General features: G+C 63.3%; 2 protein-coding genes. Both read right to left on the reverse strand.

All coding sequences use genetic code 11. The features are described 5' to 3' along the window. Positions 1-141: 141 nt before the first annotated feature. On the reverse strand, positions 142-11,904 hold the full coding sequence (locus AEQ67_RS28040; RefSeq protein ID WP_059407006.1) for a non-ribosomal peptide synthetase: 11,763 nt from the start codon (positions 11,902-11,904) through the stop codon (positions 142-144). Then, positions 11,904-22,883, reverse strand: a complete 10,980-nt coding sequence (locus tag AEQ67_RS28045; RefSeq protein ID WP_059407007.1) for a non-ribosomal peptide synthetase — start codon at positions 22,881-22,883, stop codon at positions 11,904-11,906. Before AEQ67_RS28045 ends, AEQ67_RS28040 begins: the two co-directional genes overlap by 1 nt. Positions 22,884-22,971: the final 88 nt, after the last annotated feature.

Genomic DNA, 22,971 nt, shown 5'->3' on the forward strand with positions numbered 1-22,971 from the left:
AAGAGATCAATAATCAAGAAACGAGCGACGCTCCCCTGTAGGAGCTGGCTTGCCAGCGAAGCACCTGAGAGCGCCGCGTTATCCTGGTTAACACGCGTTATCGTTAACGTTCTTCGCTGGCAAGCCAGCTCCTACAGGGGGTTATGCGATAGCTGGCCTGCGCTCCAACAGGTCTTCCAGCTCGTCGAGCAATTCGTCGCCGCGCAGCAACTCGTAATGTCCGCCGGCCAACAAGCGATCGATGCCATGGCTGCCCACCTGCGCCTCGAACACCCGACGCTCATCGTCACGCCCGGCCACCCACCAGCGATGGGCTGAGGCCTGAATCGACGGCAGTTGTCGATGGGCCAGCGCCAGTTGCTTGAGCGATGAGCCGGTGGCGAAGATCTGCGTGAGTTCACCCGCACCCAACGCCGCATGGCCATTGGAACCGTGCATGGCGGCCTCGATTACGGCGGCGGCACCTTCGCGTTCGTTCAAGTCAGCGGCTTTTAGTGCGATCAACACTTGAGCCTCCTCGGCTGGCAGCCCCAGTACAAACTTCAGGAAGTCCCCCAGATCCTCACGCCAGTCCCCCGCTTCCGCCGTGCCCGCCACATAGCTGTCGACCAACCCGGCAAAAGCTACCGTCTCACCCTGACGTTCCAGTTCATGCGCGACCAGTTGCGTCAACGCACCACCCAACGACCAGCCCAGCAAGTAATACGGGCCTTCAGCCTGCTGCACACGAATCCGTTGCGCGTAGGCCTGGGCCATCGCCAGCAACGACTCATCCTGCCAGTGCGGGTCGAGCAGCATCCGGCATTGCAAACCGTACACCGTGCGCCGGCCTTCCAGACGTCGCGCCAGCGGTTCGTAGTCGAACACCGTGCCGAAACCGGCGTGCAGGCAGAACAGCGCCGGCACGTTGGGGATCCGCGCATTCAGCGCCAATAACGGGTCCGGCGCTTTCGCAGGTTCGGCAGCCTGATAGCCACTGAGTTCGGCGATGCACGGTTTCTGCATCAAGTCGCGCAGCTTCAATTCAAAGCCCAGTTGCGGCTGGCTGCGCACCCGCGAGATGACTTTGAGCACTTGCAACGAGTCGCCGCCGAGTTCGAAGAAGTTGTCGTCGACGCCCACTTGCGGCACGCCGAGCACCTCTTGCCAGATCGCCGTCAGCGCCGTTTCCAGTGCGTTGCGCGGCGCGCGATAACCGCCGAGCGCCCATTCAGGCTGCGGCAGTGCGCGGCGATCGAGCTTGCCGTTGGCCGACAGCGGGAAGCGCTCCAGCACCATAATCCGCGCCGGCACCATGTAGTCCGGCAGTTGCGCTTGCAGTTCAGACTTCAAGCGACGATCAAACCCGACAGCGCCGGCAGCCACCACATAACCCACCAATTGCTTGCCGGTTGGCGTGTCGTGCACCACCACGGCGGCATCCTGCACGCCGACGCAATCGCGCAGACGCGCTTCGATTTCGCCCAGTTCGATGCGGAAACCACGGATCTTCACTTGCTGGTCAAGACGCCCCAGATAGTCGATCAAACCGCACTCGCGCTGGCGCACCAGGTCGCCGGTGCGGTACATGCGGCCACCGGCCTCGAACGGATCGGGGATAAAGCGCTCGGCGCTCATACCTGGACGCTGGTGATAACCACGGGCCAGGCATTCGCCGCCCAAGTACAGCTCGCCACTGACGCCGACCGGCAACGGATTGAGGTCGGCATCCAGCACGTACAAACCACGCCCGGCCACGCCACGACCAATCGGCGCGTACGCCGCGTCGCAGGTTTCGCTGGCTTCGGCACGCCACAACAGCGGCGTGACCACGGTTTCAGTCGGGCCGTAACCGTTGACCAGACGCTGCGGACGCAGAGCCCGTTTGACCTGCTCGAAACTGGCCTCCGGCACCGCGTCGCCGCCAAAGCAATACACCTCGACCGCCGGCGGATTGCCCAGACGCTCCGCCACTTCGGCCATCTGTTGCAGGTACGCCGGCGGGAAGCAGGCCACGGTGACGGCATGACGATGCAGCACTTCCAGGGTTTGTTCGGGCGTCCACAAACTGTCATCGCGAATCACCAGGCTGCCGCCCGCCAACATCACACTCAGCCAACGCTCCTGGGCGCCGTCGAAAGCGAACGACATGAAGTGCAACTCGCGGCTGCGCGGTGCCAGTTCGTAGAGCTCGATGATGCCGCGGCAATGCCGGGCGATCGGACCACGCGCCACGGCCACGCCTTTCGGCTGGCCAGTGGAACCGGAGGTGTAGATCAGGTACGCGAGGTGCCCCGGCAGCGGATTGGAAACCGGGCACTCGACACTGAGATCAACGGATAACTGATCGAGCAACAAGCGTGGCGGGCTATTGGCCAGGGCCAATCGCTCGCACAGATCGCTATCGCAGAGCAACAGGCTCGCCGCCGAATCGCTGAGCATGTACGCCAGTCGTTCGGCCGGGTACGCGAGGTCCAGCGGCAGATACGCCGCGCCGGCTTTCAGGACCGCGAGGAACGCAATGAGGGTGCGCTCGGAACGTGGCAGCGCCACCGCCACCAGACTTTCCGCGCCGATACCGCGACTGATCAATTGCTGCGCCAGCCCATTGGCCTGAGCCGCAAGCTCGGCATAACTGACGTGCCGATCTTCACAGATCAAAGCGATTTTCTGCGGCTGCGTGCGCACATGCTGATTGAACGCGTGCAGCAAATCGGCGTTGTCGTCGGACACCTGCGGCAGGCTGACAAGCGCTTGCGGCAAGCCGATGTTGCCGAGCAGGCGCGTGGCATCTTCCGGCAACGCACGCAGCAGGCCTTCCAGCTGTGCACGAATCCGCTGCACTTCTACTTCACTGAAGCGATCACGCAGGAACAGGTATTCAACCTCCAGCCCTTCTTCGTTGGCGCTGACCATCAAGTCCATCGGGAAGTTGGTCCCCCCGCCGCTGCCGACTTCGGCAAAGCGCAGCTCACCCTCCTCGCCTCCTTTCAAGGCACGGTCCACCGGATGGTTTTCGAACACGATGATGCTGTCGAACAAGCCCTGGCCACCCTGCCCGGCCCAGCGCTGAATGTCCGACAGCGGTGTGTGTTCGTAGTCGCGGACCATCAGGTTGTAATCCTGCAAATCGCGCAACCACTCGCCCAACGGCTGTTGCGGATCAAGCGTCTGGATCACCGGTAACGTGTTGATGAACAAACCCAGCATGTCCTGGGCACCGGCCAACCCGGTCGGACGCCCCGCCACCGTGGCGCCGCACGCGACGCTGCGGTGGCCGCTGCGGCGTTGCCACAGCAGCAGCCACGCGCCTTGCGCCAGGGTGTTGAGCGTCACGCGCCGACGCGTCGCGACCGTGTGCAGCTTGCGCGTCGTCTCGGCATCAAGGTTGCTGTACATCACGCCGTGACCGGAACCCGCCGCACCCGAAGCCTTGGCCAGAATGGTCGGTTCTTCAAGCAAGGCTAGACGTTCGCGCCAGAAGCCTTCGGCCTGCGCGCCGTCCTGACGTTGCAGCCAGGCGATGTAATCGGCGTAACGACCGGTCAGGGTCGGCAGGCTGTCGTGGTGGTACAGGCGCAGCATGTCGCCCAACAGACGCGAAGCACTCCAGCCGTCCAACAGCAAGTGGTGGTAAATCCAGATCATCTGGTAACGGTCGTCACCCAGGCGCACCAGAATAAAACGCATTAACGGCGGGCAACTCAGGTCGAAGCCCTTGGCCTGCTCCGCTGCCGCCAGTTCGCTCAGCGCCTGTTCGGTGTCGGTGCGGTCGCGCCAGTCGATTTCTTCGATCGGCAACTCGACATCGGCGAACACCGCTTGCAGCGGATCCGCCAAACCATCGCGCCAGCGGAACGCCGCGCGCAGCACTTCATGACGCTCTACCAGGGTTTGCCAAGCGGCGCGGAAACGCGGCACCTGCAAACCGTCCACCGCCACGCTCAACTGGTTGACGTAGGGGTTCAGCTCCGGCGAATCGAGGCAATGGAACAGCATGCCTTGCTGCATCGGCGACAGCGGATACAAGTCTTGCAGACCCTCGCGGGCGGCAATGTCGATGTGTGGCACCAGGGCAAACGCCTCGATTTTCGGCGCATCAACCAACGCCGCTTCACGGCTGCTGGCCACTGCGGCGAGGGCACGAATGGTTTGCTGTTCGAACAGTTGCTTCGGACTGAACACCAGCCCGCGCTGCCCGGCACGACTCACCGCTTGCAGCGAGATGATCGAGTCACCGCCCAGCTCGAAGAAGTTCTCGGTGACGCCCACCGACTCCAGCCCCAGCAATTCCTGCCAGATCTCCACCAGCAGCGCTTCGGCCGGCGACGCGGCGGCGACTTGATCGTGGCTCTGACGCGACGCTTCAGGCGCTGGCAGACCTTGACGGTCGAGTTTCCCGTTCGGCGTCAGCGGCAACGTGGCCAGGCACATCAAGTGCGCCGGCAGCATGTGCGCCGGCAGACGGCTGCGCAGGTGCAACGTCAACGCTTCACGCAAATCGTGCTCGTTGGCGAGCGGATCGCGCGGCACCACGTAGCCGACCAACTGCCGGCTCACCGGGCCTTCGCGGTCGATGACAAAGGCTTCACGCACGCCTTCGTGTTCGAGCAGGCAGGCTTCAATTTCGCCGAGTTCGATACGGAACCCGCGAATCTTCACTTGCTGGTCGATACGCCCGAGGTATTCCACGACGCCGTCGGCACGGAACCGTGCGAGGTCGCCGCTGCGATACAAACGGGCGCCCGGCACAAACGGGTCCGGCACGAAGCGTTCGGCGGTCAGGTCCGGTCGCTGATGGTAACCGCGCGCAACGCCTTCGCCGCCCAGGTACAACTCGCCCGCCACGCCGACCGGCAGCGGTTGCAAGCCGCCGTCCAGAATATAGGCGCTACGGTTGCCCACCGGACGACCAATCGGCATGAACGCCGAGTCGAATTCGGTCTCCGGATACGCCAGCCAGATCAGCGGCGTGATCACCGTTTCGGTCGGGCCGTAGCCATTGATCATGCGCTTGGGTTGCAGCACCTGCTGGACTTCATCGAACGCATGCTTGGCCATGCCTTCCCCGCACGGGGTGTAGGAACGGATCGGCAAATCACGCCCCGCTTCGCCCATGAAATCGGCGATCTGCACCAGGTAGCTCGGGGTGAAGCAAGCGATGGTGATGCCGTGCTTTTCGATCTCGGCGCAGGTGCGCTCCACGCTCCACAACTCGTCGTCACGCGGCATCACCGCCGAACCGAACACCAGCGGCGTCAGCCAGCGTTCGTGGGCGCCGTCGAAGCTGATCGAGGCAAATTGCAGTTCGCGGTCGTCCGGGGTCATGCCGTACAACTCGCCGATCGACAGGCAATGCATGGCCAGCGGACCGTGGGCCACGCTGACGCCTTTCGGGCGCCCGGTGGAACCCGAGGTGTAAATCAGGTACGCGAGGTTTTCGCCGCAGGTCAGGTTGACCGGGTTGGTCTCGGCCATGAACTCCAGTGGTTCACGATCGACTTCCAGCACCGGCAAGCCTTGCGGCAATGGCAGCTTTTCCCGCAGCCACGATTGGCTGAGCAGCAGCGAAATCCCGCTGTCTTCCATCAGGTAGCGCAGGCGTTCCGCCGGGTAGGCCGGGTCCAGCGGCACGTAGGCGCCGCCAGCCTTGAGGATCGCCAGCAGGCCAATAATCATCTCCGGCGAGCGCTGCATCGCCAAGCCAACCCGCACTTCCGGGCCGATGCCCAGTGCGCGCAGGTGATGGGCCAAGCGGTTGGCGCGACGGTTGAGGTCGTCGAAGCTCAATTCCAGATCGTTGAAGATCAGCGCCGTGGCGTCCGGTCGGGCAACGGCCTGGGCCTCGATCAACTGATGCACGCACAGCGGGTTTTCCGCCGCGGTGAACGGCGGGTTCCATTCGAGCAATTGCTGTACGCGTTCCGGTGCGGTCAGCAGGTCGAGTTCGCTCAATGCTGCGTGTGGCACGGCGACCATCGCCGCCAGCAGCGCAGCCAGATGCTCGCTCATGCGGGCAATGGCTTCGCCGCTAAAGTGCGCGCACTGGTAGCTCCAGTTCAGGCTCAATTGAGCTTCAGCAGTGGCCGCCAGGGTCAGCGGGAAGTTGGTGCGTTCGTGGTTCTGCGGGATCGAGAAGCTCAAACCCGCCGGCGCGCCTTGTTGCAGCGCTTCGGCCACCGGGAAGTTTTCGAAAACCAGCAGGCTGTCGAACAGCGGCTCGCCGGCACGTCCGGCCCAGCGCTGAATGTCGCCCAGCGCCGTGAACTCATGCTCACGCAATTCCAGGTTCTGTGCCTGCAAACGGCTCAGCCAGTGCCCGACACTTTCGACTGCGTCCGGGCTGCTGATCACCGGCAAGGTGTTGATGAACAAACCGAGCTGGCTTTCAGCCCCCGGCAAGTCCACCGGACGCCCCGCCACGGTCGCGCCGAACGCGACGCTGCGCTGGCCACTGTAGCGTTGCAGCAACAGGGCCCAGGCACCTTGGACCAAGGTGTTGAGCGTCACTTTTTGCTGACGGGCAAACTCGCTGAAGCGTTGGCTGGTGGCGACATCGAAGGTCTGGCGATGGTCGGCAAATGCCGTTGTCGTCAGGTTTTTCAGGTTGCCATGGGCCAGGCTTTGCGCCAGCAGGGTCGGGTTGTCCAGCGTCGACAATTGCTCACGCCAGAACAGCTCATCCGCCTGCGCATCCTGACGTTGCAGCCAACCAATGTAATCGGCGAAACGCCCGGTCGGCGCCTGCACGTGCTGCCCGGCATAGCGCTGCAGGACTTCGCTCAACAGCAGCGAATTACTCCAGCCGTCGAGCAACAGGTGATGGTGGGTGTAGATCAGTTGCTGTCGCTCATCGTCGAGGCGCACCAGGGTCAGACGCATCAACGGCGCCTGGGTTGAATCGAGTTGCAGGCGCTCGGTGTCGATCAGCTGCGCCAGCGCTTCGGCCTGATCGCTGCGGTTGCGCCAGTCGAGGCAGGTCAGCGGCAATTGCAGGTGACGATGGACCAGTTGCACCGGCGCTTCGAAGCCATCGGGGAAGTGGAAACTGCTGCGCAGGATCGGATGGGTGTCGAGCACCGCTTGCCAGGCGCGGCCCAGCCGTTCGGCATCGAGCCCACGGGCTTCGACGCTGAGCTGGTTCACATAGGCGCCGGATTCGGATTCGTAGAGGCTGTGGAACAACAAACCGGCCTGCATCGGCGACAGCGGATACAGGTCCTCGATCTGCGCCGGGGGCACGGGCAGGCCATCGAGTTGTGCTTGGGTCAGGCGCGCCAACGGGAGGTCCGCCGGGGTCACGCCGCCTGCGCCATCGCTCAGGCAATGGGCGATCAGCGCCGGCAACTCGCGCTGGTAATCGGCGGCCGGCGCTTCGATATCGCGCAGGTCAAAGCATTTGCGGCTGAAGGTCCAGTCGAGTTTCAGGTCACCGCCATAGACCTGACCGTCCACCGACAGCCAGTTTGGCAACGGTGCATCCGCCGATTGCGCGGCACCGCTGGACTCGGCAGCTGGAGTGAACAAAGCGTCCTCGGCAAAGCTCTGGTCGAACTGGCCGAGGTAGTTGAAGGTCACGCGCGCTTGCGGCAATGCAGCCAACGCGGCTTGGGTCGAGGCATCGCCCATGTAGCGCAGCAAGCCAAAGCCCAGGCCTTTGCCGGGAATTTCGCGCAGTTGCTGTTTGACCGCCTTGATCGAACCGGCGAGGTCTGCGGTCGGTGTCAGGCGCACCGGGAACAGGCTGGAGAACCAGCCGACGGTGCGGGTCAGGTCAATGTCGTCGAACAGCTCTTCGCGGCCATGGCCTTCGAGCTGAATCAGCGCCGAGTCGTGGCCAGTCCAGCGGCTGAGGGTGCGGGCCAGTGCGGTCAGCAGCAAATCGTTGACTTGCGTGCGGTAGATCGCCGGCGCCTGTTGTAGCAGTTGACGGGTTTGCTCGCGGTCCAGACCAATGCTCACGCCTTGGCGCAGATGCCCGGCCTGACTGGCCTCGGCATTGGCCGCAGGCAGCGAATCATCTGCGAGACTCAGTTGCGCCTGCCACCAGCTCAGTTCGCTGGCGGCCGCTTCGGAGCGTACATACGCGTCGAGTTTGTCGGCCCAGGCCTGGAAGGCGCTGGTCTTCGGCGGCAGGTCATGGCCCTGATAAGCAGCCTGCAAATCTTCCAGCAATACCCGCCAGGAAACACCGTCCACCGCCAAGTGATGGATCACCAACAGCAAACGCTGCGAGCCATCGGCCTGAGCAATCAATGCCACCCGCAGCAACGGGCCGTCTTGCAAACTCAGGCTGCGTTGCGCTTCATCGCACACCGATTCCAGCGAGGCAGCGCTGGCCACACGAGCGGTCCAGAGCATGTCGATAACGTCGGCGCTGTCGGCTCCGACATACCGCGCCGACCATTGGCCGTCGACCTGACTGAAACGCAAACGCAGCGCGTCGTGTTGCTTGAGCACCCGTTGCAACGCGGCTTGCAGACGTGGCAATTCGAGGGTTTCACGCGGCACCAGCAAGACCGCCTGGTTCCAGTGCGCACGTTGCGCAATCGGCTCGTCGAAGAACCAGCGCTGGATCGGCGTGAGTTTTTGCAACCCGTCCACCGGCCCTTGTTGCGCCAGCGGCGCGGCCTGCTCTTTCACAACGGCGGCCAATGCTTGCAGGGTCTGCTGCTGGAACAGGTCGCGCGGTTGCAGGCTCAAACCGGCACGACGGGCGCGGCTGACCACTTGAATCGAAATGATCGAGTCGCCGCCCAGTTCGAAGAAGTTGTCCTGACGCCCAACCTGCTCGACGCCCAACACGTCCTGCCAGATCTGCGCCAGCAGTTGCTCATGTTCGGTTCGGGGAGGTTCGAAAGCGCGCTGGCTGACCTGCGCGGTCGGCGCGGGCAGGCGCTTGCGGTCGAGTTTGCCGTTGGGGCTCAGGGGCATTTGCTCGATCAGCACGGTCTGTGCCGGCACCATGTAATCCGGCAGGCTGGCGAGCAAATGGCTTTTCAGGGTTTCACGCCACACACCTTGTTGCTCGGCATCGGCGCTGACCAACGCGCGGTCCTGCGGCACGATGTACGCGACCAGTTGCATGCCGCTCGGGCCATCGAGGGCCAGCACCACGGCTTCCTGCACGTCGGCATGTTCTTGCAGGCGCGCTTCGATTTCGCCCAGTTCAATGCGCAAACCGCGAATCTTCACTTGATGGTCGATACGCCCGCAGTAGTCGATGGCGCCGTCGGCACGGTAGCGCGCCAGGTCACCGGTGCGGTACAGGCGCTCGCCGCTGCCGAACGGGTCGACCACGAAACGTTCAGCGGTCAGCGCGCCACGACGGTGATAACCGCGAGCCAGGCCGACACCGCCGAGGTACAGCTCACCCACCGCGCCCAGCGGCAACGGTTGCAGTTCGCTGTCGAGGATGCAGGTGCGCAGGTTGGCGATCGGGCGGCCGATCGGAACGCTGTCGCGGCCTTCTTCGACGCAGGTCCAGTGGGTGACGTCGATGGCCGCTTCGGTCGGGCCATAGAGGTTGTAGAGATGGGCTTGCGGCAGGCTGCGCATGGTCTGGCGTTGCAGTTCCATCGGCAGCGCTTCGCCGCTGCAAATGATCCGTTGCAACGACGTGCAAGCGAGCGTCTCGTCGGCAGCGATGAACGCCGAAAGCATCGACGGCACAAAGTGCAGCGTGGTGATCGCCTGTTCAACGATCAGCGCGGCAAGACGTTGTGGATCGCGATGCTCGCCCGGCGCGGCGATGACCAGCGTGGCGCCCTTCATCAGCGGCCAGAAAAACTCCCACACCGACACGTCGAAACTGAACGGCGTTTTTTGCAGCACGCGGTCGCTCGGCAGCAAGTTGTAGGCGTGCTGCATCCACTCCAGACGGTTGTGCAGCGCCACATGGCGGTTGCCCGCACCTTTGGGTTTGCCGGTAGAACCGGAGGTGTAGATCACGTAGGCGAGGTTTTCAGCGACGGAAAGGTTCGGCAAATCAGTCCCTGGCAGATCGCTCAACCAGTCAGCCTCGGCGTGCAGGCACACGGTGCGCACGTGGTCCGGGGTCGGCAATTGCGCCAGCAAATGCTCCTGGGTCAGCAACAGCGAAATGCCGCTGTCTTCGATCATGTAGCTCAGGCGATCAACTGGATACTCAGGGTCCAACGGCACATAGGCGCCACCCGCCTTGAGAATCGCCAACAGGCCGACGACCATTTCAAACGAACGGTCGCAAGCAATCCCCACCAGCACTTCCGGGCCGACACCTTGAGCTCGCAAGTGATGGGCCAGGCGGTTGGCGCGCAGGTTCAGCTCGGCGTAACTCATGGACTGCCCCTGGAACACCAGCGCAGTCGCCTCACCGTTTTCAATCACGCGCTCTTCGAAATGCCGCTGTACGCAGACTTCGCCCGGATACGCCTGAGCCGTGTCATTGAGGTCATCAAGAATACGCAGGCGCTCGTCGGCATCCAGCAGCGGCAACTCGGCCAGTGGGCATTGCGGATTCGCCAGCACCCCGGCCAGCAAGTTGCGCCAATGTTGAGCGAGGTGCTCGATACGCTCGGCGTCGAACAGGTCGGTGGCGTACGTCAGGCTGGCGAACAGCTTGTCGCCCTCCTCCTGAGTGTCCAGTTGCAGGTCAAATTGCGTGGTGTGCGCCGTGGCATTCAACGCTTCAACGCGCAGGCCGGCGAGTAAACCGCTGACCGCCGCCGGTTTGGCTTGCTGGTGGTTGAACATCACCTGGAACAATGGGCTGTGGCTCAGGCTGCGTTCACCTTGCAGCGCTTGCACCAGCCGCTCGAACGGCAGGTCCTGATAACCCTGGGCATCCAGCGACGCGGCGCGGGTCTGGTCGAGCAACTGGCTGAACGACAGGCATCCATCGAGCTTGGCGCGCATCACCTGGGTGTTGACGAAGAAGCCGATCAGGCCACGGGTCTCCGCGCGATTGCGGTTGGCAATCGGCACGCCAACGCGCAGGTCGGACTGGCCGCTGTAACGGTAAAGCAAAGCCTGGAAGCTCGCCAGCAACAGCATGAACGGCGTGACGCCGCGCTGTTTGGCCAATGTGATCAGGCCGCTGGCCAGGTGTTCATCGAGGGCGAAATCCAGCCGCGCACCGCGCTGGCTCGGTTGCGCCGGACGCGGGCGGTCGGTGGGCAATTCGAGCAGCGGTTGTTCGCTGCCCAGCGTGTCACGCCACCAGTTGAGCTGACGCTCCAGCTCACCCGCGTCCATCCAGCGACGTTGCCACAAGGCGTAGTCGGAATACTGAATCGGCAACGCTTCCAGCGCCGCGTTCTGTCCTTGGCAATGGGCGGCGTAAAGTCGGGAAAACTCCTCGACCAACACGCCCATTGACCAGCCATCGGTGACGATGTGGTGCAAAGTCAGCAACAGCACATGGTCGTCGGCATCGAGCTGCAACAGGCTGACCCGCAATAGCGGACCGTGCTGCAGATCGAACGGGCGAGCGATGTCCTGCTCGACGGTTTTCATGGCGAGATCGAAACGCTGATCCTGAGGTTCGGCACGCAGGTCGACCTGCTCGATCGGCAGCGAAGTGAATGCAGCCAAGGTCTGCAGCACTTGACCGTCGTCCTCGACGAAACGGCTGCGCAAACTCTGATGACGCTCCAGCAGCACATCGAAACTCTGCTGCAACGCCGCGACATTCAGCGGCCCGTGCAAACGCAGGGCGGCGGGAATGCTGTACGCCGAACTCTGCGGATCGAGCTGCCAAAGAAACCATTGGCGCTGCTGCGCGTACGACAGTTCAAAGGTCGCTTGCGGCTCGGCAGCGGGCGGAATCGGCAGTTGGCCGAAGCTCACGCCCTGCTCCTGCATGCGTGTCAGAAACTCGCGGCGCTTGTCGGCAGGCAGGCCGGCGAAGCGGCTGGCGATACGCTGGGCAGTGGTGTGTTCCATCAGTTGATCTCCATCTCGTCGAGAAGCGACTCAAGCGCATCAAGACGTGCATCGTTGTCAGCCGGGGCGTGTTGCCCGGCCATGGCGGCATAAGCCTGAAGGTCGGTGGATTCGAACAGCGCGCGCAGCGGCAGCTCGATGCCCAGTTCCAGTTCCACGCGGGCACTGGCCTGGGCGGCGAGCAACGAGTGCCCGCCCAGTTCAAAGAAGTTGTCGCGCCGGCCGATCTGCGCCACGCCCAACACGTCGGCCCAAATCGCCGCCAGTTGCCGTTCGAGATCGCCTTCGGGGGCTTCGAACGGTCGTTGCCAGTCTTCGGCATCCGGCAGCGGCAAGGCCTTGCGGTCGAGCTTGCCGTTGCCGGTCAGTGGCAAGGCATCCAGCAGCAGCCAGTGGCTCGGCACCATGTAATCAGGCAGATCGACCTTGAGCGCGGCGCGCAGGTGGTCGCGCCAGGCAATCGGGTCGTGCGGGGTTTGTTCGGCGACGACGTAGGCGCACAACTGCGGACCGCCCTCGCTGGAATGCACGCTCAACACCGCTTGGCGCACACCCGGCTGGGCCAGCAATGCGGCTTCGATTTCGCCCAGTTCGATACGGAAACCGCGGATCTTCACTTGCTGGTCGATTCGTCCGAGGTAGTCGATGCTGCCGTCGACACGCTGGCGCGCCAGGTCGCCACTGCGATAGAGGCGCTGCGCGGCATCGAACGGGCTCGGCACGAAGCGCTCGGCGGTCAGGCCGAATCGCCCGTGATAGCCCCGCGCCAGACCGGCACCAGCGATGTACAACTCACCCGCCACACCCACCGGCACCGGTTGCAACTGGCTGTCGAGCAAGTACCAGCGCAGGTCGCGGATCGGCAGGCCGATCGGGCTTTGGGCCTTGCCGTCGAGGTCGGCCAGGCGGATGGCGCGGTAGGTCACGTGCACGGTGGTTTCGGTGATGCCGTACATGTTGACCAACGTGGGTTGCTGGTCGCCGAAGCGTTCGAACCATGGACGCAGACTGGCGACTTCCAGGGCTTCGCCACCGAAGATCACCTGACGCAGCGCCAGGTTTTTTTCGCTGGCGCAGGCAATCGGCAACAACTGACGGAACGCGCTCGGGGTCTGGTTCAACACCGTCACGCCTTCATCACAGAGCAAACGGTGAAACGCTTGCGGCTCGCGGCTGATGTCATACGGCACGATCACCAGACGCCCGCCGGTGCACAGCGAACCAAACAGCTCCCACACCGAGAAGTCGAAGGCGTAGGAATGGAACAGCGTCCAGACATCGTCCGGGCCGAAGTTGAACTCGGTTGCTGTAGCGCTCAGCAGACGCCCGATGTTGCCATGGCTGAGCAAGGCGCCTTTCGGCCGACCGGTGGAACCGGAGGTGTAGATCACGTAGGCGAGGTTGTCCGGGGTCGCCAGCGCCGTCAGGTTGTCGGTGCTGTAAGCGTCCAGCTGCAACGACTCCAGGCTCAGCACTTGCACGCCGTGGCGGGCCGGTAAACCGTCGATCAAATGGTGTTGGGTCAGCAGCAGCGTGATGCCGCTGTCTTCGATCATGTAGCTCAGGCGTTCGGCCGGGTACTGCGGGTCCAGCGGCACGTAGGCGCCACCGGCCTTGAGAATCGCCAGCAGCCCGATCACCAGCGGCATCGCCCGTTCGGTGGCGATGCCGACCCGCACTTCCGGGCCGACGCCCTGCTCGCGCAGTTTGCGCGCCAGTCGGTTGGCCTGAGCGTTGAGCGCGGCGTAGGTCAGTTGCTCGCCTTCGTAGACCAGCGCAATGCTGTTCGGCCGTTGTGCGGCTTGAGCTTCGAACAGCTGGTGCAAGGTGGGCGACGGCGCTTGCGCCTGGAACGCCGGGTTCCAATGCTCGATCAGCGCAGCCTTTTGCGGCGCTTGCAGCAACGGCAATTCAGCGACCCGCTGCTGTGGGTCTTCGACCACGGCGCGCAACAGGTTCAGCCATTGTTTGGCGAGGCGCTGCATGGACGCTGCGTCGTACAGGTCCGTGGCGTAAGTCAGGCTGGCGTCGAGTGCTTCGCCCTGCTCCTGAGTGTCGAGCACCAGGTCGAACTGGGTGGTGTGTTGCTGCCAGTGCAGGCGCTCGACCTGCATACCCGCGACGGTGCGTTCAACGCTGCCGCCCAACTGCTGCTGATGGTTGTAGAGCACCTGGAACAACGGGCTGTGATTCAGGCTGCGATCAGGCTGCAACGCGTCGACCAGTTGCTCGAACGGCAAGTCCTGATGGGCCTGTGCCGCCAATGCCACTTGCTTGACCTGTTGCAGCAAGGCACTGAACGGTTGCTGCCCGTCGATCTCGGCACGCAACACTTGGGTGTTGATGAAGAAGCCGATCAGGCCTTCGGTTTCAATCCGCGAACGGCCGGCGCTCGGCACGCCGACGTTGATGCTCGGCTGCCCGCTCTGGCGATGCAGCAAGGTCTGGAAACTCGCCAGCAACAGCATGAACAGCGTCACCTGTTGCTCCTGCGCACGTTGGCGCAAACCGGCCAGCAACGTGCGATCAACGTTCAGCGCCAGGCTGGCCCCGCGCTCGGTTCGACGCGCCGGGCGGGTCAGTTCACTCGGCAGTTCAAGCGGGGTTTGGCTACCCGCCAGTTGCTCGCGCCACCACGTCAGTTGACGCGCGCCCTCGCCGGCCTCCAGCCAGTCACGCTGCCAACGGGCGTAGTCGCTATAGTTCACCGGCAGAGTGACAAGGTTCGCCGCTTTGCCATCGACGGCAGCCTGATACAGCGCGCTGAACTCATCGACCATTACCTGCATCGACCAGCCATCGGCAGCGATGTGGTGCACGGTGAGCACCAGCACCTGTTCCTCGGTGCTGACTTGTAGCAGCAACACGCGCCACAGCGGACCGTTACGCAGGTCGAACGGCCGGGCGATTTCTTCGGCCACGGCGCTATTGATCGAGGATTCATCGACAGGCCGTTCGCTCAATTGCAAGGGCATTTCGGCGTGGACAAGCGGACGCGCTTGCTGACCATCCTGCTCGAAGGTCGTGCGCAGGGTTTCGTGACGGGCCTGCAACTGGTCGAAGGCTTCGCGCAGGGCTTCGCGGTGCAGCGGGCCTTTGAGGCGCAGCGCGGCGGGAATGTTGTAGGCCGGGCTCTGCGGGTCCAGTTGCCAGAGAATCCACTGACGCTGCTGGGCGTAGGACAGGATATGTGGTTGATCGACCGGCGCACGTTGCAGCAGCGGTTGGCCGCTGACATTCGCCAGCGCTGCACGCTCGGTAAATTCCGCCAGGTTCGCAGCGGAAAACAGGCTGCTCACGGACAGTTCAAGGTGCAGGTGCTGACGCACGCGAGAAATCACTTGAAGCACCAGCAACGAATGCCCGCCCAACTCGAAAAAGTTGTCGTCGCGACCCACGCGCTCGACTTGCAGCACTGCCTGCCAGATCAGCGCCAGTTGCGTTTCAAGCCCCTCGGCCGGCGCCACGAATGCCCGTTGAGCCTCGATGGCTTCAGCACGCGGCAACGCTTTACGGTCGAGTTTGCCGTTGTTGTTGAGCGGCAATTTGGCCAGCAGCACCAGATGGCTCGGCACCATGTATTCCGGCAGAGACTGGCGCAGAACGGCTTTGAGGTTTTCGAGATAGTCGGTCTGAGAAACCACTGCACTGCTGGCCACGATGTACGCCACCAGTTGCGTCCCGTCCTGAGCGATAACAGCCGCTTCGCGCACCTCCTCCCGCGCTTGCAGGCAGGCTTCGATCTCGCCCATCTCGATGCGGAAACCGCGAATCTTCACTTGATGATCGATACGGCCAACGTATTCCAGATCGCCCTCGGCGTTGTAACGCGCCAGGTCACCACTGCGGTACAAACGCGCACCCGGCTCACGGGCAAACGGGTCTGGCAGGAAGCGTTCAGCGGTCAGCGCCGGGCGATCGAAATAACTTTGCGCCAGGCTCGACGGCGCGCCGATGCACAGTTCACCGACGCCACCGTTTGGCAGCAGTTGACCGGCCGAGTCCAGCACATACAACGCGCGGCCCGCGATGGCACGCCCGATTGGAATGCCAAACGCGTCGCTGGCATCGATCAGGTGGCACTCGTGAACGCTGGACACCACCGTCGCTTCAGTCGGCCCGTAGGTGTTGAGCAAACGCACGTGACTCAAACCGGCCTGATGCCACAAGCGCAGACCTTCGACCGACATCGCTTCGCCGCCGACGTGAACCTGGCGCAAATGGCCCAGGCTACGCACGGCACCGCTGGCACATTCACGGGCCAGTAAATACCAGTAGGCGGCCGGCAAGTCCGCCACGGTCACGCCTTGAGCGACGATTTCGGCGGCCATTCGGCCGGCATCCCACAGCTCATCGCCGCGCATGACCAGCGCCGCACCGACGCACAGCGCCGGGAAGCATTGCTCGACGAAGCCATCGAAACTGAAGGTGGCGAACTGCAACACGCGGTCGGATGCCGACAGCCGCGAATAGTCGGCGGCGCTCTGGCAGAACTCACGCAGCGCGGCATGGGCGATGGCCACGCCTTTGGGCTGGCCGGTGGAACCGGAGGTGTAGATGACGTAAGCCAGATTGTCGGTGACCGCGTGATTGTGCGGATTGTGGTCGGGATAGCCGAGCGACGCGTCCAGGCTTAACAGACGCAGTTCCACCGGCAGCGGCAAATCGTCCAGCAGACCCGATTCGCACAGCAGCACGTTGAGGCGGCTGTCGTCGATCATGTAGCTCAGGCGTTTAGCCGGGTAGTTCGGGTCCAGCGGCACATAGGCCGCACCGCTTTTCAGTACCGCCAGCAGGCTGACGATCAATTGTGGACCACGACGCACCGCAAGGCCGACACGCTTGCCTGGGCCGGCACCGTTGTCGATCAGCCGATGAGCCAGACGGTTGGCCTGGGTGTTCAACTGGCCGTAGCTCAAAGTCTGACCGTCGACCTGCAACGCCAACGCATGCGGAGTGGCGGCAGCCTGAGCGGCGATTTGTTCGTGTACCAACAGCGTTGTGGATAACTCAACCGTGGCCGGTTGGCTGATCACGAGCACTGCTTTTTTGCCGTCGACATCAAGCAATTCCAACGCGCCCAATGCCGCGTTCGGCAGCGCCACCAATTGCGTCAGCAGATGCTGCAAATTGGCCGATAACTCAGCAACCTGAGCCGCACTGAACCGCGCCGCGTCGTAGCTGAAGTCCAGGCTCAGACCTTCGCCCAACTCGATGCCCAGGGTCAGCGGATAGTGCGTGCGCTCATGGTTGTGCAGGTTGGCAAACGACAACCCGGCCGGCGCGCCTTGCTTCAGTGCTTCGGCCACCGGGAAGTTTTCGAACACCAGCAGGCTGTCGAACAGCGCCGAACCTTGCTGCCCCGCCCAGCCTTGAATGTCGTAAAGCGGCACATGCTCAAACTCGCGCATGGCCAGGTTCAGCCCTTGCAGCTCGCCCAGCCACTGGCTGACGGTTTGATCCGGCCGCATCGCGCAGACCAGCGGCAGCGTATTGATGAACAGCCCAAGCTGCTCTTCGATCCCCGGCAGCGGCGCCGAACGCCCGGCCACGGTGGCCCCGAACACCACGCAATCCTGGCCGGTGTAGCGTTGCAGCAACAGACTCCAGGCCGCTTGCAGCACGGTGTTGAGGGTGACTTTCTGTTGGCGGGCGAACTCGGCCAGACGCTGGGTTGCGCTGGTGTCGAGGGTGACGCGGTGCTCTTCGGTGCCCTCGGCGCCAACCGGTGGCCTTAAAGCTTCGGCCAGTAGCGTTGGTGCTTCAAGCGGCGCCAACGCGGCTTTCCAGAAATGCTCGCTAGCCACTGCCGATTGCTGCTGCAACCAGCCCAGGTAATCGCGATATTGCCCCGACGGCGCCGGCAGCGACTGCCGGTTGGCGTAATGCTGGATCACCTCGGCGAGCAACTGCGCGTTGCTCCAGCCGTCCATCAAAATATGGTGGCTGGTGTAGATCAGGTGCCAGTCACCGGCGCCGGTACGAACCAGCTTCAAACGCAACAGCGGTGCGGTGCCCAGTTGGAAACCCTGGGCGCGTTCGGCGTCGGCCAGCGCATCGGTATCGGTCGCTTCAAGCACTTCAAGCGGCAACGCCACCTGACGCACAATCGCCTGGTGCACGGTGTCGAGCCCCTGCCAGTGGAAGCTGCTGCGCAGAATGTCGTGACGCTCGACGGCCGCTTGCCAGGCTTCAGCGAATCGCAACGGATCGAGTCCCTGAATGTCCAGGCGCAACTGGCTGATGTAGGCGCCCACCTGCGGCTCATACAGGGTGTGGAACAGCATGCCCTGCTGCATCGGCGACAGTGGGTAAAGGTCTTCAAGGGTCGAGGCGGCGACCGGCAATGCATCGAGTTGCGCCTGATTGATCCGCGCCAACGGGAAGTCCGACGGTGTCGCTTGCGGTGCTTCAACGGTGCAGCAATGTTCGATCAGCGCGTGCAATTCTTGCGCGTATTCGTCAGCCAGACGCTGGATGGTCGCGGTGTCGAACATCTCACGGCTGAAGCCCCAACTCAGGGACAACTCGCCGCCGTAGACCTGGCCTTCGATGGTCAGCCAGTTGCCTAGCGGTGCCGACGGGTCCTGTGCCACACCGTTGCCTTCGGTGGACGGGATGAACAGCGCGGCGTCGTCGAATTGCCGGTCAAACTGCCCCAGATAGTTGAAGGTGATGCGCGGTTGCGCCAATGCGGCCAGTTCGGCACGGATCGCCGGGCTGCCGAGGTAGCGCAGGGCGCCGTAGCCCAGGCCTTTGTCCGGCACAGCGCGCAGTTGCTCCTTGATGGTTTTGATCGACGCGCCGAGGTCGTTCGCCGGGATCAGGTTGACCGGAAACAGGCTGGTGAACCAGCCGACGGTGCGGGTCAGGTCGATGTCGTCGAACAGGTCTTCGCGGCCATGGCCTTCCAGCTGAATCAGCGTGCTGCCCTGCCCGCTCCAGCGGCAAACCGCCCGCGCCAGGGCAGTCAGCAGCAGGTCGTTGACCTGGGTGCGATAGGCCGCCGGGGCTTGTTGCAACAGCTTGCGGGTTTGCTCGGCGTCGAATTTGAGTTCGAGTTTCTGCTCGAAGCGGTTTTCCAGTGCGCCGTTCGGGCGGTCGCATGGCAGATCGGTCGGTGCTTCACGCAGCTGGGTTTGCCAGTGATCTAGGCTGTTTTCAAAGGTCGGCAGATGATCCTGCAGGCGTGCGACCCAGCGCTGGTAGCTGCTGGTTTTCGTTATCGCGACGACGTTGCCGCTGTAAAACTGCTGAAGATCTTCCAGCAGTACGCGCCAGGAAACACCGTCCACCGCCAGGTGATGAATGACCAGCAGCAAACGTTGGGTGCCGTCGGCCATCGCCACCAGCAGCGCACGCATCAACGGACCGTTCTGCAGATCGAGGCTGCGTTGGGCTTCGTCGCACAGAGCGTTGAGCCCTTCGATCGATTGCGCCTGACGCTGCCACAACACCGATTCAGTGGTCGGCGCTGTGTAGATTTGCTGCCAGCCTTTGGAAGTCTGTTGGTAACGCAAACGCAAACTGTCGTGCTGGGTGAGTAATTTCACCAACGCCTGATCCAGCGCTTCGACGTTTAGCGCCTCGCGCGGCACCAGCAGCAGCGACTGGTTCCAGTGCTGACGCTCGGGAATTGCTTGTTCGAAGAACCACTGTTGCACCGGCGCCAGCACCACCGTGCCCACCGCCGGACCTTGGTCGATCAGGTGTTGCTCACCGCTGCGAGCCGCTTGCGCCAGGCTGCGAATGGTCTGGTGCTGGAACAGGTCCTTGGGGCTCAACACGATCCCGGCCTGACGCGCGCGGCTGACCACTTGCATGGAAACGATGGAATCGCCGCCCAATTCGAAGAAGTTGTCTTCCAGGCCGACGTTGTCGATGGCCAACACGTCCTGCCAGATCGCGGCGAGGGATTTTTCCAGGGCGCTGCGTGGCGCGACGTGCTCGCGTTGTTGAGTGCCGTCGATGGCCGGCAAGGCCTTGCGGTCGAGTTTGCCGTTGGGGGTCAGCGGCAGCTGCTCGAGGAACAGCAGAAACGCCGGGACCATGTAATCCGGCAAGTGCCGGCGCAGTGCCGCTTTCAGGGTTTCACGCAGGCTCGCTTGCGCGTCGATATCGTCCAGCAACGCCGGAGCGGTCGGCACGATGTAGGCGACCAGTTGCTGACCGTTGACGCCGTCCTGCGCCAGCACCGCCAATTCACGCACGGCGTCCTGCTGCAACAGCCGCGTTTCGATTTCACCGAGTTCGATGCGGAAGCCACGGACCTTGACCTGATGGTCGATGCGCCCGACGTATTGCAGCGTGCCGTCGGCCTGATAACGGGTCAGGTCGCCGGTGCGGTACAGGCGTTCGCCGTTGCTGGCGAACGGGTTCGGCACATACTTTTCGGCGGTCAGGCTGGGGCGCGCCAAGTAGCCGCGCGTGATGCCGGCGCCGCTCAGGTACAACTCGGCCGACACGCCTTGCGGCACGGGTTGCAGATCGGCGTCCAGCAAATAACTGGCGGTGTGCTTGAGCGGACGGCCGATGTTGGCGCGGCCACCGGCCTCGCGACGGGTCCAGGTCGAATAGGTGGTGTCTTCCGACGGGCCATACAGATCGTAGACGTGCTCGACGCTCGACTGTTCGTACAGCGCGTCCACCAGGCTTTGCTTCAGCGGTTCACCGGCGAGGTTGATGATGCGCACGCTCGGCGGGATCTGCCCGTCGCGTTGCAACGCATTGATCGCCGACGGCACGCTGTTGATCAGGCGCACCTGATCCCGCGCCGGCAGCTGCGGCAACTCCAGGGCATTGCGGGCGATGATTACCGAGCCGCCGTTGGCCAGGGTCACGAACAGCTCCCACACCGACAGGTCGAAACACACCGAGGTCGAGGCCAGCACGCCTTGGATGTCGGCGCGGCTGTACACCGATTTCGACCAGTCGATCAGCGCCAGCACGTTGCGATGGGCGATGGCCACGCCTTTGGGCTTGCCGGTGGAACCGGAGGTGTAGATCACGTAAGCCAGGTTGTTCGGCGTGACGCGGGTAATCGGGGCGCTGCTCGGGTAAGCGGCCAGCGCCAGGTTGTCCATTAGCAACACTTGGGTGTCGACCGATACGCTCAATGTCGCAGCGACAGATTGCTCGGTGAGCAGCACCAGGGCGCGGCTGTCTTCGAGCATGTAGGCCACGCGTTCGGCGGGGTAATCCGGGTCCAACGGCACGTAGGCGCCACCGGCCTTGAGCACCGCGAGCAACGCCACCAGCAGTTGCTCGGAACGCGGCATCGCCACGCCGACGCGGACTTCCGGGCCTACGCCGAGTTCGATCAGCTTGTGCGCCAGGCGATTGGCCTGATTGTCGAGCGCCGCGTAAGTCAGCTGCTTCGTCGCGAAGGTCACGGCAAGTGCACTCGGGCTGGCGGTCGCTTGCTGGCTGATCAGTTCATGAATGCACAGGTCCAGCGGGAGACTTTCGTCGGCGCGATTCCAGTCATGGACGATGCGCTGATATTCGGCTTTTTCCAGCAGCGGCAAATCACTGACGCGTTGCTGCGAATCACTGACCATACCGCGCAGCAGGTGAGTCCAGTGCTGCGCCATACGCGCAATGGTCGCGGGGTCGAACAGGTCGTTGGCGTAGGTCAGCGCGGCGTGCAGTTTGCCGCCCTTCTCGTAGGTGTCGAGGGTCAGGTCGAACTGGGTGGTGCGCCCTTCCCACTCGATCACGCCCAGCGCCAGGCCGGATGCCGTCGTCACGGTGGAAATGTCCGCAACCTGCGGCTGGTGGTTGTACATCACCTGGAACAGTGGCGTGTGACTGAGGCTGCGCTCCAGTTTCAGCGCTTCGACCAGGCGCTCGAACGGCAAGTCCTGATGGGCCTGGGCGCCGAGAGCAGTTTCCTTGATGGCGCGCAGCAACTCGTCGACGCGGGTCTGGCCATCGAGCTGGGTGCGCAGCACCTGGGTGTTGACGAAGAAGCCGATCAGCCCTTCGATTTCTGCGCGGTTGCGGTTGGCGATTGGCACACCGACGCGCAGGTCGGTCTGCCCGGTGTAGCGGTGCAGCAGCACGTTGAACGCACCGAGCAAGAGCATGAACAAGGTGATGTTGTGCTGCTGCGCGGTGGCGCGCAGTTGCTCGGCCAGTTGCCCGTCGACGGCGAACTCGTAACGGGTGCCGCGATAGCTCGGCATCGCCGGGCGCGGGTGATCGGCGGGCAGTTCCAGCACCGGGTGCTCGGCGCCCAGTTGCGCTTGCCAGTAGTCGAGTTGCCGCGCCTGCTCGCCGGCCTCCAGCCAACGGCGCTGCCACAACGCATAGTCGCTGTACTGGATCGGCAGTGGCGCGAGTTGCGGTTGCGTATCGGCGTCAAAAGCGTCGTAGCAACGGATGAATTCGTCGACCAGCACGTTCATCGACCAGCCATCGGACACGATGTGGTGCAGGGTCAGCAGGAGGACGTGTTCCTGCTCGGCGAGCTTGAGCACGGTGACGCGCAGCAACGGGCCTGTTTCCAGGTCGAACGGCTGCACCGATTGTTGCTCGGCCGCTTTGGCGATGGCCGTCTCTCGCTCCGAGGCCGGCAATGCGCTGAAATCCACCTGATCGATCACCAGCGGCGCCGCGGCCGGCACTTGCAGCAAGGTGTCGTCGGCCTGGCGCTGGAACACTGTGCGCAGGGTTTCGTGGCGTGCCACGAGGCTGGCGAAGGCCTGTTCCAGCGCTGGCAGGTTCAGACGCCCGGTCAACCGCACCGCGCCCGGCAGGTTATACGCGCCGCTGTGCGGGTCCAGCTGCCAGAGAAACCACATGCGTTGCTGGGCGTACGACAGCGCCTGGCGATCCTCGGCTTCGACGCCGGCCGGAATCGGAAAACGGGCGAAATCCACGCCCTCCTTGTGCAAGGCCGCAAGGAACATCTGGCGCTTTTCCAGGGGCAACCCGATAAACCGGCGAGCAAGTTTCAAGGAGTCTTCAGCATTCATTTCTTAGCATCCGGATCGTTGGCAGGAAGCACAAAGGCACGTCGTCCCTATAAAACGAATGCAGACCGGAAAAATTAGCGAATGAGAA

This window comes from Pseudomonas sp. RIT-PI-q, assembly GCF_001297125.1.
Taxonomy (GTDB): domain Bacteria; phylum Pseudomonadota; class Gammaproteobacteria; order Pseudomonadales; family Pseudomonadaceae; genus Aquipseudomonas.

Coding starts and splice junctions, on each gene's coding strand:
- AEQ67_RS28040 (WP_059407006.1), bottom strand. CDS start 11,904: ATGGAACACACCACTGCCCAGCGTATCGCCAGCCGCTTCGCCGGCCTG.
- AEQ67_RS28045 (WP_059407007.1), bottom strand. CDS start 22,883: ATGAATGCTGAAGACTCCTTGAAACTTGCTCGCCGGTTTATCGGGTTG.